Genomic DNA, 13,626 nt, shown 5'->3' on the forward strand with positions numbered 1-13,626 from the left:
ATACTCCGTTTTAATGTTTTCCCCAGTCAGCAGGACCCGTTAGAAAAATAAATTTCTGTCTATTGATTCTAGATTTATCAAAGTTGTAAGATATCCCCCTTCAATAATAGATGGTAAAATAAAGAAATAATCTTTTGTTGAACTAATTTACTAGATTGAGGAGGAAAGGTAGATGACCAAAAAAGTACAACTAGGTAAAACCGATCTATACATAAACCCAATTGGTCTTGGTACAAATGCTGTTGGAGGGCATAATCTATACCCAAATCTTGATGAAGAAGCAGGAAAAGAGTTAGTTCGTGTTGCGTTTGATAACGGAATTAACTTCATCGATACTGCCTATAGGTATGGAAATGGACGTTCTGAAGAATTAATTGGAGAGGTTATTAAAGAAACCGGTAATCGCAGTGATGTCATAATTGCGACAAAAGGTGCGCAACGAGAAAATGGTAGTGAAATGTTAATAGTAATTCACCCGGATTTTTACGCCAAACAGTTGAGGAGAGTTTGAAACGGCTTCAAACAGATTATATCGATTTATTTTATATCCATTTCCCTGATGAAAAAACACCTAAAGATGAAGCGGTCGGTGCTTTACAACGCTTAAAAGAGGATGGGATCATTCGTGCGATTGGTATATCTAATTTTTCGGTGGAGCAAATAAGAGAAGCCAATAAAGATGGTTATGTGGATGTCTATCAAGGTGGTTATAACTTGATTGATCGTTCTGCAGAAGAAACATTGCTGCCATACGTAGCCGAACATAAGATTTCGTTTGTTCCCTACTTCCCTCTTGCATCCGGTTTGTTAGCTGGGAAATACAATAAAGACACCACCTTCAATGACTTACGCAAAAATAAGCCACATCTTCAAGGTGGCGCATTCCATCAGAACTTGGAAAAAGTAGAACAACTCCGAGAAATTGCACATGGCAAACAAATAGAAGTTGCACACCTCGTATTGGCATGGTATCTAATCCGAGACGAGATTGATGCTGTCATCCCTGGCGCCAAGCGTGCTGAACAAGTGCTAGATAATCTGAAAACGTTAGATGTCGTATTAACACCTGATGAAATTCAAGCAATTGACCGGATTTTCAAATAAGTATTGATTAGGAAAAGTGTAACGTTACTTCTCCTTTGTGGTAAAATGAAGTTCCTTGGCAGGGGCATTACAAAAGCGAGTTAGCCTTTAATAGCTGACTTGCTTTTTTTTTGGGGACAGAGGGACAGGTCCATCGTACCACTTGGGTCAACGACCTGTCGCACTCACTTTTATCTGCAAACCCTTTCAATAGACTAGTTAACTAAATATGGTATTCTATTACTATAAAGATAGAAAGGTAGAATGAGATGTACACAAAACAAGACTTACTAGATCATCTTAAACAATTAGGAATCGATGAAAATGGAACATTACTTGTTCATTCGTCTATGAAAAGTATTGGCTTAGTAGAGGATGGCGCGGATACCGTTCTTGATGCTTTGTCTGAATATATGAAAAATGGCCTTTTAGTTTTCCCTACCCACACTTGGTCGTATATTAATGCTGAGAATCCTCGGTTTTATGTAGATGAGTCACCATCATGTGTTGGTCTATTAACAGAACTTTTCCGGAAACGTCCGAATGTAGTTCGCTCATGGCATCCCACACATTCTGTAGCTGCATTAGGAAAAGGTGCTCGTGAATTTGTTGAAGGAAATGAAAAATTTGACACGCCCTGTGCGAGGAAATCGAGTTGGGGGAAATTACTAGATCAGAATGCGACCATTTTGTTAATAGGAGTAGATTTACGAAGATGCACCTATATTCATGGAGTTGAGGAATGGGTCAATATTCAAGGTCGATTAACCGATTCTTACGAAAAGCTATACACCGTATTACCTGATAAAACAGAAATTTCTGTACCACAAAGAAGGCATATTGGTCACACCTCTGAAAAATATGAGCGTGTTGACGAAGTTTTTCTAAATAATCAAGTTATGTACAAAGGTCATTTTGGCGATGCAACCGTAAGAGTCTGTGATACTGTAAAAATGACTGACTTGTTATATCAGATCCTAGAGGAAAACCCCGAAATATTTTCATGATATTGGATGCCGCAAGATATGGCCTGTCCCCCAGTGTGCAGCAATGCTTAGTACACTGGGGGACAGGCCCTTTTGTTGTTCAAATAAAAACTGTATTATATAAAATGTTTTAAAAAAACCTTTTTTCCTTTTACACACCCTTACTCTATATGGTTAATATTATGATTTTCACAAAACTCATTGGGATTTCCTTTTATCTATTAGTGCTATTGGGAAAGAGGACAGGTTCGTGTCCCATCAGTAATTTACGCTTAATTTTTCACCAATAAAATGTAACTAATTGGGAATTCCGTCGTCTAAGTCATTGGTAAAACAATTTAGATGATATAAGGAGTGTTCATAAATGAAAAATTTAATTGCTGTGGGTGTTCTTGGAATTACAATTGTAGGTGGAATATTGGGTGTATCAAAATTTAGTGCTGAAGACAATTCAAAAATTGGCGCTGAGCAAAAAATCATTGTTGAATATAAAAGGGAAATTGAATTTACGGAGCCTAAAGAAGAAAATGTAAAAACTACACTTCTCACAGTTGAAGGATCTTTTACAGGTTGGATTGATAATCAATCGTTTGAAGTAATGATGGATTCAGGAGCAATGGCTTTTAGATTCTTTGAAGCAAATATTAATGATTTTAAGGAAAATGATTTGATTGTAGTGAAATACCATGAAAATGATGATGGGCAGAATGTTGTGGAGTCAATTAATAAGAAATAATGGAAGATTGGTATTTTTGGTATGCATTTAATGCAGCATAAAAAGGTATGGTATTTATCTATTATGTACTAGTAAAAGCGACAAATAGTACCCCCCTTTCTATTAACATCTATCAGAATATCGCTCGTAAACGTTGGATTTTACAACGTTTACGAGAGTTCTCATGATTCCTATCAGTCTATAGTAGACTTTCCTCACCGTTCGCAAGTAGCGGAGTTTCAATTTCTACATCTAACTTTTTTAATAGTTTAGCAATGGTTTTCATACCACTTTCGGGATTAATTTTGGTTTCAAGGTAGTATGTCTCGCCCGTTTTAATAGATTCATACTCGTGGATGGAGGCAAATTTTTTTCTGTTTTTATGGATTGGTTGCAATGCTATTGCATAGCGCTGTCCTCTATCTCCTCCGCCAAGAATAAAACCTTCTTCTACAAGCTGATGAAGAGGAAGATTATGCTCTTCAACCCACAATAACGTCTTTTTCCAAAGTTCAGGTACATTGTTTGCATAAATAACTGTATCTTCACTCTCGTAATGAATGACGATTTTAAGCTCGTCCCATCTTTTATAGATGCTTCTTTGGAATGGTGTTGAAAAATTCCATATCTCTTCCACGTCATTCTCCTCGAGAAGAATCCATTTGATGGTTCTAAAAACTTCCCCGTAGGTTTCGTTCACTACTGTGTTCACATAGTTTCGTTCTTCGCTATCCTCTTCATTTGAGATTTTAGTAATTGCCTTAAAAACATCCTCAAAACGATCATATAAGGAGCGAACTAAGGTTCTTTCCTCTTCAATGGTAGCTAATTTCTCACGGTTTCCTTTATAAGGCATCCGTAATGCGTCTAAATATTGCTGTATGATGGGTTTGGCAAAAATACTTAAATCAGGATTATCTAGACAAGGCATTAAAACAATGTCCACTAATTGCTGATAGTCCATTCCAAACCATTTTGAACTGCCAAACGTTGCTTCATTTGAGTCTTTGATTTGGCTTTTTGGTACCAAGCCTACAAGCAGAAATGTTTCGTCCTTGAACTTCTCTTCGAACTTTCTTAAGTATTTATTACATTGATTTATATCAACTCTTGCATATACCTTTTGTTCTACAGCGAGAATAAGCCTTTTTTCCATACTGGGGTCTTTTTCATCGACGATATTCACCTTAAAAAAGACATCTAGTCTTCCTTTATCATCATTTTTTTCTACGTCCTCGTTGGTTTCCTGCTCATCTATATCTAGTTTGTTAATATCCTTTTCGGCTATGACCTCAGGATTTCTAAATTGATTCACGTTCAGCATTGCTATATCGGTAAGATTGTCTAAATTTTCATCTGCTGATTCGGCAACAGCCATTAAGAATCTCTGAAAAGGATAATACCCCAGCATATGCCTTTCTGTCGGATCCAATAGCCAGGATAAGAACCTTGAATGCCAGGTTTCTAAATGAGTAGCACCAACAACATGGAAGACATTCGGACGATCAATTAGGAATTTTAAGGCGACAAAGTCTTTATCCATCGTTAGTTCATAGAGCATTCGTTTTAGTGATTTCAAATTAAATTCCCCCGAGTTTTCTAGTTTCTTATATAATCACATATAAATAGTCACTCCCAGTGAACCCTACTTATACAGTTCATTCATTTTCTGGATTTCTTCTTTCATCTGTTGGACCAAAGATGGCGGTGAAAGAAGCTTTGCTTTACTGCCCCAACCACGAAGCCAATTAAAAAATCCTTCACCAACAATTGCTTTTGTTTTTAAAATAAAGGTATCCTCATCGACCTTTTTGATGTCAGCATCCAATCCGAATTTATTAATAATTGGATTCATGAGTCCTTTACCTGTAAAGACTACCTCCACCCATTCCCCTTCTCCAGAAAACATGTGAAAATTGGTATGTAGATATTCATCAATATTGTAATCCTTGCTTTTGAAGTGCTGATCCAACACCATGACGTCTCTCATTTTATCAACTCGGTAATAACTCAGGCCTTCCTTATTATCCTTTTGACCAATTAAATAATAAAAACCTTGATCCCAAATTAATCCATAGGGATGGTAGAGGTATTCCTGGCCATTCCGATTCAGCTCAAACTTGAGTTCCATATTGAACTTTCCATATTTAAATGAAAGTACACGTTTTTCATCTATCGCTTGGTGTAGTTTATCAATGTACACTTTTGTTAGATGAAAAATGTGATTCATCGATTTGTTGTACTTGATTGCACTTGGAAGTGTTTTTGCGATATGTACACTAGTTAGTTGACCCAGCTTCTTGATAATATTTGTAGCCTGTTCCTCTGTGACAAACTTTGCAGAAAGAATGGCATCGACTAACATTCTCAGTTCATATGTTTCAAATAACCTCGACTGATGACTGTAGACGATTTTCCCGTACTTCTCCTCTTCCTGCAGAATTTCAAAGCCACTTTCATTTAAAGATTCTATGTATCGTTTGATTCGTTTCTTATCGATTGGCTCATTCGTCATTAATTCCAGGTGTAATTTATCAATTAAATCGGCTACCGATAATTTATGTTCTTCATCTGTTTCTTCAAAAAAAATCTTCTTAAGCGCTAAAATTTTAGTTGTATTCGGTATCTCAGCCAAGCAGTGAACCCCTTTCAATATCAAATAAATGTCTGCCACTTTTTTATCAAGGTGGCAGACAATCAATCTATATTAATTCGTCCTCGGTAAAATGAATCATCGTACCAACTACTGGCATATGAATCCAGGCTTCGCAAACTGGACGTCCAGTCGCCTTAGATAAGGCTTGCGCGTAGGTTCTAAGCTGCGGAAGGTAACTCATTCCGCGTGACAGCCAATCTGCTTCTTTACCTGGGAATGATTTATGGTCAATAATCACCCAACCACTTGGTGTATCGAGCAGTAAATCAATCCAACCAGATGCCTTTTGCAATCCTTTCCGAAGATGAATTGGCCACTCAGGATGTAATGACACGAGTTCTTGGTACTTTTCATCAATAAAAAGCTGTAACCGATCAGACGCTTCCACCATAGCTTCTGCCGTTAATGCACTAATACCATACCTTCCTTGTATCGCTTGAGCCATTGACAATCGCTCTTCTCGAGGTCTTGTCCGTTCGTCTACGGCTAGAAAGGAGTGAACCATATCTCCGAGAAGTGCCATGTCTGGGTTGCCGGATAGTGGAAGTCGATTTCCGATACGATGAATCTTTAGAACATCCGATGCAACTTCGGTCAAATTCCTAGTTTCATGCTCAGTTTGATCATCCTTTATCTCGCTCGGAACAAATCTAGCCGGTACAAATGGTGGCGCATCAAGAGTTTCTCCAACATAAACATGTTCCTCTACTGAAGGATGTTGAACTATATGTTCCGTCTCCTCTTCAATTGTTAACACCCTGACCCTGCAATCAAATTCTTCTCCCTTAACGACAATTTTTCCGAAATTGTTATCAGATAGAATCTGCTCTTGGTTGTCTAATGTAACCCCAAGATTTTGAATCACAGGAACGCCATCATCATCTGTTAATTCATTAAGCCAACTCACTTTTGAAAAATCACGAGCTGTAAAAACTAGGTAATCTCTTGCTCGTGTCATTCCTACATACATCAGTCGTTGGTTTTCATCAATGAGCTGTTGTTGCCTATAGTGTAGTTCAGGTGCATCTAGTACATGGGCATCAAGGCTTACCTTGCTTGTTTGCTTGCCGTATGGCCATGGCCAATAATAAAGCTTGCGTCCGTGAAGTGGATCCTCTACATCAAAGCGAGTGGTGCTAACGGCCATTATTTGATCGAATACTGGCAGTTTGCTTCTTTCTGATGATTTCTCTAATGAATTTAAAATGACAAATGGCCATTCTAACCCTTTAGCCTTGTGGTACGTTAGTACGCGTACTGCATTCTCATCGTTGGATTCGGCGACAAGATTTAATTCCTTGTCCTTTTTTACAGCATCACTAAGAAATAAAAGAAATCCCGTTGCTGTTGCTGCTGTTCCATTAGTACCTGCAATGTCTTCATACTTGACCGATAACTTTCGAAGGGCGTCTAAGTTTGCTAGCCGTTGATCACCCTTTCCCCAGCTTAAGGAAATTTCATCTGCTCTTGATATGACTAATGCCAGGTCTAATACTTCAGATGGGCTCATTTGAACGATTTTTCCACGGGCCTTATCTAATTCTTGGATGATCGGCTCAGTTTCGATTATGTTTGCTCGTTTCTCTGAATCAAGCCAATCAGATAGCCAGCGTCCCTCTCCCCATAATTCGGAAGAAAAATGGATCAATTCCGCAAGCGCTAAAGTATCCCTAGGGTCTACTAAATATCTGAAAGCTGCTACTGCAAAAACCACTTCAGGTGTATCCAATAAACCGCTTTCCCCGACGGTTGCAGGGATTCCGAGTTTCGAAAGCGCTTCGGCAATCCTCACACAATCATCATTTACCCTACAAAGGATGGCGATATCCCCTCCCTTTAGCGGACGAAGATCTCGAGTTATTTTATCAACAATTTGATACTGATCTGTTTGGCTTAACACTTTTTCAACACCTAATGCAATATGGGCAGCATCCGATTTTACATTTTTCGAATAGGAGTATGACCAGGTTTCCACTGCCGATGCTTGTTCGAGCTTGTCCTCCCGCTTAGGGTTCAAAGCGATTCTGTCGGCAGACATCCCTCTTGCTTCAAAGACAGGAACAAAAATTGCGTTAACGAAATCAACGAGTGACTTGCGTGAACGATAAGATGCATCCAAAATTTCGATGTCTAAATCAGCGATGCTGGTCATCGCAGTTTGCATTAGCTCGGGATCCGTTCCTCTGAAGCCGTAAATGGCCTGCTTGACATCGCCTACCCATGTTGCATTTTCGGCTAACTCGCGAAGCTGCATATTTAATGCAATTTGCAGCGGACTTGAGTCTTGAAATTCGTCGATAAACACAGCGGAAATTCGATCCTTTAACACTTCAACATTTTGTTCATTCTTTAGTAAATCTAAAGCCATTGATTCCTGGTCGGTAAAATCAATTATGCCTCGTTTGCCTTTTTCCTCTTTATAGAGCTCCATTGCCTCCGATGCGCATAAAAATACAGCATACATCGCGTGTTTCATATCCTGATGTAGCCTTGGATGACGATCGTGAACCGCGGCTGCAGCATGTATCGGTGAAACAGCGTCCATACTTTTCTTTCCCGGTGATAGCTTGCTCATTTTCGCCCATTGCTGCCAGGAGAGGAATCCATTCCACTCCCACTCCCGAAGCGTTAGATCCAGCGCCTCGACTGCCTTTGCTGTTGTTTTCGTTGTATCGGCACCTGGTAGTTCTGACTTTGCTACGTTTAAAGCAGACCTTAATGCAATATCAAGCTTATCGGGATTCGGTAAAGGATCTGGCAACCAAGCAGCCATGATCTCCCATGAATAATCTGCACATGCTTGAACATCAACAGGACCCATGCCATTCTCCCTAGCAAGTTTTAACACCTGAAGGACTTTTTTCCGCCAGTTATTTTCATCAGCTAGGTCATCTAAACCGAGACGGATGAATACTTCTCGATAGTCCCGGTAAAATTTCATTATTACCTCGTCTGCAATTGTATTGAACATTGCGGAGGCTTCTGTTTCGGCCAGTACTTTTTGAACAGGTGAAAGTCCCATTTCGAGAGCAAATTCACGTAATAGTCTACCGAATACGCTATTCATGGTGCCAACATATCCGTCAAGAATACGGGCAGCAGAATCGGCATCCCCCGATTCCAGCAATCTAAGACGAACTCGCTCAATCAGTTCATCAGCCGCTTTTGTTGTAAAGGTGGTTGCCATAATATTTTCAGGTGGCACCCCGTTCTGGATGGATTTTAAGATTTCACCGGAAAGACGATAAGTCTTACCAGCCCCTGCTCCAGCACTCAACATGGTTAACTTTCCAGTCATTCCTTCACCCTCCTAAATCCACATAGATTCTGATATTCACAATATTTGCAAGGTGGATCAATCACCGACACAAATGGATTCTCCTCAGCTAGATCCTCTGAAACTTGTTCCGATACTGATGGAACCCCAGGTGCGATTGCCGTCCCGTTTGCGAGCTGTGACCAAACATCAGCAACCGATTTTTGTAAAACCTTCTGTGATTCAATGAGGGATGGTCCCTCAACATGGTAATCAGAAGGAAATTCCTCATGTGGCACGCTATAAAAGTGCCCTGTTCGAAGCATGAAATAAGCGACTGGAAGTTCTTCATCTTCATGTTCCGTTAATAGCCAATGATAAAGCGTCAATTGCACGGATAGGTTTTGTAAACGCTCTTTGTAGTTTGTTGGTCTTTTTGACCATTTCGAATCGAACAGGATCTTTTTCCCAGTCGATGTTTCGCCCACCAGGTCTAATCGACCTTTGAATTCTACCCCGTCCTTCCAGTTTTTTTGTAGCTCTAATTCCGTATGTTTAATTTGGATACCTTCTTGATTCAACACTTTAAAAAATTGCTGTAGTGAATTTTGTAATTTATACCGAGTTTCGTTTCGAAGAATACCGTTTTGCGGCTCAAGCAGAGTAGCCGCCAACTTAGGAGTCAGGTCATCAAAAAGATCCCCAACGCGGATTCTTACCTCATCTTCCTGCCAACTCGATTTTTCTGTAAGTAATGTTTCCAAAATGACATGTCCAAGATTCCCAAGCATTAATGACTCGTTCGGCAAGGACAAAATCGTTCCAGGTTTTACATTTGCCGCATATCTAAAGGTCCACTTAACCGGACAGCCTATCAACCCTTCGAAACTTGTGGCAGATTCTTCTGCCCGAGGCAAAACGACATTTTCAGGTATCTTCCAGTTTCTAATTGGCGCAGATATCGTGTGCTTCTTTAAAGCGGTACGCTCAAAAACGGTTCCGAACAGGACAGGGTTCTGTTGTTTACGAAGTTCCACCGCTTCAAAGCTGATTTTATTTACAGTACTGCTATCTCTCGCTACAGCAAAACGAATTTCGTCCCAAAAAGGGTGAATTGGATATTCCTCCCCTTTTACTTTTGCTGGAGCAATTAAAATTAACCGACGATTGGCTAATCGTGCTGCCCGCTGCCAAGAAGCCGCTTCTCTCCTACGGCGTACATCTTCTCCTGATAGGTTGACACCATGGTCCTTTAACCAAGACCTCTCTGCCTTTGTCCACGTACGAATGCTTGGCCCTTCCATACTTTTATGAAATCCCCACCAAACAATCGTATCGGCTATCCCCCAAATTTGGCCGGGATGATCAACAACATGCCACTTTGATGCTTCTTGTCTGTAACTTTCTAATTTTGACCCTTCACCCAACACAGAGTCTAGGATACGGGCAACTTGTAAATGGGTTACGTTACTAACACCAAGCGTTTTTGCGCCTTCCAGAAAATCCTGGGCAAGCTGAGAGGCATGTAAATAAATCAAGTCATTTGTCATATGATATTTTGTCGCCGCCCACTGACTGACTTTTTGACAGATGTGAGCCAATTTTTCAAAAGGCATTCCATCGTTCGGATTATAATACTCATGACGAACCCATAAATCAAGTTTCTCAACTATGTTTTTCCGACGCTTCTTTACCTCTGATTCATCGCAGCCCTCTTGTATCCATGCTTCCTCATAATCCTGTTTCCCATCTTCTATCGCCTTCATCCATTGCGGTCCGCCAATTCCAGGATTTGAAGCCAACACACTAGCTAATCGATAGCGAATTTCCCCTGGAATCGGAGAGGTAGGAATCGTCAATAACTCCATCATTCGGTCGACCCGTACCGGCTCCCAATAAGTATCAATCGTTAGGGGTAACACTTGTAGAACAGCACGCCATTTAGATGTGGCGTCAACCCCGGATCCTGGAACTCCACGTCTGTGAAGAAGCTCATCAAGGAAAGTAGATCCTTCCCCTTTAATTAAGACTTTTTTTTCCAAGTCATGAACTTGTAGCAAGCTAGTTAAAAAGTCTGCCGCTTCCCATTCCTGTTCTGAACGAACTAAGAACAAGCTTCCATCACCGTGAGCCTCACCAGCCGATTTTTCACCATAAATTACTGACTGCAGTAAAGCTAGATCTGTTATTGCAGGTTGCTCTGTTATACTTTGGAGATGTGTGTTTTCTTTATGAACTTGTATCCCTTGAAATTTTAATAAATCGATTAACTGAATACACCATGGGTCCCATAGCGATTCTTCTTCGTCCACAATCGTAACAGATTCAATATCTAACCGGACCTGGCCATGCAATTTATTGACCAAGGCTCTTACTCGATCTGGTAATCCCCGTGTCATATTGTGATTGGATAGCTCCAATTGAGCTAACGTTTCAAGCCATCTGCTGCCTCCACCGTTATGAATCGTCGGATCCCAGCCCGCTAGTATTAGCTCATCTCGGCGGCGCAGCAATTCTTTAGCTGTATTCCATGGGTCGGTTGCGAATGAATTTGAGAATGGCTTATTTCCTGTATCCTGTTTGCGTATAAGTTCCTGCCATTCTGCGATTCGAATGTTATCGGATGCCTTCGGGGCAGTAAGTCCTAGCTGAGTTTCCAGAATGCCGATCAAGCCATTGAAACCGGTTACTACAGTGCCAACCGCTGCCTCTTTTTCTCCAAGAGCATCAGGATAGGTAGCTGAATCGAGCCAGTAGCCTAGTGNNGCCTAGTGTGATCTTCAAAGCAATGTCCTCCTCCTAATATCATTACAAAATCTCTTTTTCGATTTAATAGAAAGAAATGAATCCAAATTATAATAATCCTAATTTTATTGTACACAAAAAGGTGTACCAAAAATAGTACACCTTTCAATCATGGACAGAGGGATAAGAGACCTCCCCTGTCCCATATATTCATCTTAAATAAATTTACTCAAATCTGGGTAACCACTTACTGCCCATGCTCCATCCACAATTAGGCTTGCTCCGTTTACGTAAGATGCATTATCACTCACTAGGAATAATGCAGGTCCTGCCATTTCATCTGGTGAGCCAGCACGTCTCATTGGGATACGTTCCATATACGCTTCGTTAATTGCTTCAACATCTGTTAATCCTTTAGTTAGTGGTGTTGAAACTAATCCTGGTAGAATGGCATTTACACGGATATTATGCTGAGCTAGTTCTAAGGCTGCATTCTTTGTTAACATTTCTACTCCCGCTTTTGCAGATGAATAAGCAGCTCCATAAAACATTGGTACATGCGCATTCAATGACGCAACGTTGACTATTGCTCCTCCGCCATGTTCCTTCATATATTTCGCTTCATGCTTAACGGATAAAAATACACCTTTTAAACAAAGATCAACCGTGAAGTCCCAATCTTCTTCACTTTGGTCTACAATTGCACCTGCTTTAGAAGCACCTGCAACATTAAATGCGTAATCTAGTCCACCAAATGTTTCAACCGTTTGGCTCACTAGTGCTTCGATATCACTCTCTTTTATCACATTGGTGACACAACCAATTACATTCCCCTTATGGTTTTCTTCTAACTCTTTTAGCTTATCTGCATTTAAATCAGCAACGGCTACTTTTACATTTGCTTCTAATAATCGTTGAACTATAGCTAATCCAATACCAGAAGCTCCTCCAGTTACAATCGCTACTTTACCTGATAAGTTTGTCATCGTAATCCCCTCTCCTTATGTAAAATTGATATATTACTTACTTGACGGTCTTACTAAAATTTTGGCTTGCTTTTTATCATTAATTAGCTGATTAAAACCTTCTTCAACAATATCTTCTAATTCAATTTTCTTTGTAATAACAGATTTCACATCTAATCTACCAGTCGCAATCATCTCAATTACTTCTGGAAATACATGTCTATATGCAAGTGTAGATGTGATATCAGCTGCCTTAAACATAAGTTGTCCCATATCAATTGCAACAGGTTTGGCATACACAGCTATTGCCATTACTTGTCCACCTTGCTTCACAGAAGATACTGCACTTGTCATGGTTTGCTGTGCACCAGCACACTCATAAGCAACACTAACTCCACCATTTGTTAACCCAAGAATCGTTTCAACAATATCATCACGAGTTCCATCAATAACAGTAGTCGCCCCTAGTTCTTTTGCCTTTTCTAAGCGTTCTTGAGACAAATCAATTACAATAATTTGAGTCGCACCAGCTGCTTTAACGGAAAGTAATGTTAATAATCCGATGGGTCCAGCACCAAAAATAGCGACAGCGTCACCCGGCTTTAGTTTACTTTCTCTTACTGCATAGAAAGAAACCGCAGTCGGTTCAACTAATGCCCCTTCCTCAAATGAAACATTGTCAGGCAGAACATGCACCATTGTTTCATCAACAATTACATATTCAGCAAAACCGCCATCACGGTTTAATCCAACAAAGCCAACCTTGCTACACTGATTATAATAGCCTCTTTTACATGCATAACATTCTCCGCAATAAAGGAGTGGTTCGATTGCAACTCTTTCACCAACTTGATAACGTGTTACATCACCCGCAACCTCTACAATTGTTCCAGAAAATTCATGACCTAACGTAAGCGGTGGCTTTTGACCACTTATTGGATGCGTTTCCATCGATAAACCATGTAAATACGCATGTAGATCACTTCCGCAAATACCTGCCCACTCTACTTTCACCTTGATTTTTCCCGATGAAATGACTGGTTCTGCTATCTCCTCAACACGTAGGTCTTTTACATCATGCCAAACTGCTGCTTGCATGGTATCCCCTCCCTATTCTTATAAACTACTATTCTTATAAACTACTACTCTTTTAGTATAACCCTTTGATTCCTTTTGCAAAAGTTAATATAATTAATCTTATGTTAAGTATTACTTAAGGA

8 protein-coding genes and 1 pseudogene are annotated in these 13,626 nt (G+C 40.0%); 3 read left to right on the forward strand and 6 right to left on the reverse strand.

Annotation, left to right across the window (positions count from 1 at the left end; all coding sequences use genetic code 11):
- Positions 1 to 172 precede the first annotated feature (172 nt).
- The 3 genes and pseudogenes from V7097_RS16515 to V7097_RS16525 all read left to right on the forward strand — a co-directional run bounded on the left by V7097_RS16515 (position 173) and on the right by V7097_RS16525 (position 2,805).
- Positions 173 to 1,104: pseudogene (locus tag V7097_RS16515) on the forward strand (aldo/keto reductase).
- Between the two features lie 248 nt (positions 1,105 to 1,352).
- Entirely contained in the window at positions 1,353 to 2,090 is a 738-nt protein-coding gene (locus V7097_RS16520; RefSeq protein ID WP_335704728.1) for an AAC(3) family N-acetyltransferase, read from the forward strand.
- 343 nt (positions 2,091 to 2,433) lie between these two features.
- Positions 2,434 to 2,805, forward strand: a complete 372-nt coding sequence (locus tag V7097_RS16525) for a hypothetical protein (RefSeq protein ID WP_335704729.1) — start codon at positions 2,434 to 2,436, stop codon at positions 2,803 to 2,805.
- Positions 2,806 to 2,983: 178 nt separating this feature from the next.
- Here the strand turns inward: V7097_RS16525 and V7097_RS16530 are convergent, their stop codons facing one another.
- From V7097_RS16530 to V7097_RS16555, 6 genes are all read right to left on the reverse strand, one after another.
- Positions 2,984 to 4,363: a PD-(D/E)XK nuclease family protein gene (locus V7097_RS16530; RefSeq protein ID WP_335704730.1), complete on the reverse strand. Its 1,380-nt coding sequence runs from the start codon at positions 4,361 to 4,363 to the stop codon at positions 2,984 to 2,986.
- A 66-nt stretch (positions 4,364 to 4,429) separates the two neighbouring features.
- On the reverse strand, positions 4,430 to 5,419 hold the full coding sequence (locus tag V7097_RS16535; protein WP_335704731.1) for a helix-turn-helix transcriptional regulator: 990 nt from the start codon (positions 5,417 to 5,419) through the stop codon (positions 4,430 to 4,432).
- A 67-nt stretch (positions 5,420 to 5,486) separates the two neighbouring features.
- The gene (locus V7097_RS16540; protein WP_335704732.1) at positions 5,487 to 8,738 is read right to left on the reverse strand and encodes a UvrD-helicase domain-containing protein; all 3,252 of its coding nucleotides are present in this window, start codon (positions 8,736 to 8,738) and stop codon (positions 5,487 to 5,489) included.
- The gene (locus V7097_RS16545) at positions 8,735 to 11,368 is read right to left on the reverse strand and encodes a PD-(D/E)XK nuclease family protein (RefSeq protein WP_335704733.1); all 2,634 of its coding nucleotides are present in this window, start codon (positions 11,366 to 11,368) and stop codon (positions 8,735 to 8,737) included. Before V7097_RS16545 ends, V7097_RS16540 begins: the two co-directional genes overlap by 4 nt.
- Positions 11,369 to 11,656: 288 nt before the next feature.
- Positions 11,657 to 12,427 carry an SDR family NAD(P)-dependent oxidoreductase gene (locus tag V7097_RS16550; RefSeq protein ID WP_335704734.1) on the reverse strand — a complete coding sequence of 257 codons (771 nt, stop codon included), beginning with the start codon at positions 12,425 to 12,427 and terminating at the stop codon, positions 11,657 to 11,659.
- Positions 12,428 to 12,460: 33 nt separating this feature from the next.
- On the reverse strand, positions 12,461 to 13,504 hold the full coding sequence (locus tag V7097_RS16555) for a 2,3-butanediol dehydrogenase (protein WP_335704735.1): 1,044 nt from the start codon (positions 13,502 to 13,504) through the stop codon (positions 12,461 to 12,463).
- Positions 13,505 to 13,626 lie beyond the last annotated feature (122 nt).

It is taken from the genome of Bacillus sp. JJ1562 (genome assembly GCF_036962705.1).
Taxonomy (GTDB): Bacteria; Bacillota; Bacilli; order Bacillales; family Bacillaceae_L; genus Ferdinandcohnia.

Excerpts from the sequence above, each read along its gene's own strand:
- V7097_RS16520 (WP_335704728.1), top strand. The coding sequence starts at position 1,353 with ATGTACACAAAACAAGACTTACTAGATCATCTTAAACAATTAGGAATC.
- V7097_RS16525 (WP_335704729.1), top strand. The coding sequence starts at position 2,434 with ATGAAAAATTTAATTGCTGTGGGTGTTCTTGGAATTACAATTGTAGGT.
- V7097_RS16540 (WP_335704732.1), bottom strand. The coding sequence starts at position 8,738 with ATGACTGGAAAGTTAACCATGTTGAGTGCTGGAGCAGGGGCTGGTAAG.
- V7097_RS16550 (WP_335704734.1), bottom strand. The coding sequence starts at position 12,427 with ATGACAAACTTATCAGGTAAAGTAGCGATTGTAACTGGAGGAGCTTCT.
- V7097_RS16555 (WP_335704735.1), bottom strand. The coding sequence starts at position 13,504 with ATGCAAGCAGCAGTTTGGCATGATGTAAAAGACCTACGTGTTGAGGAG.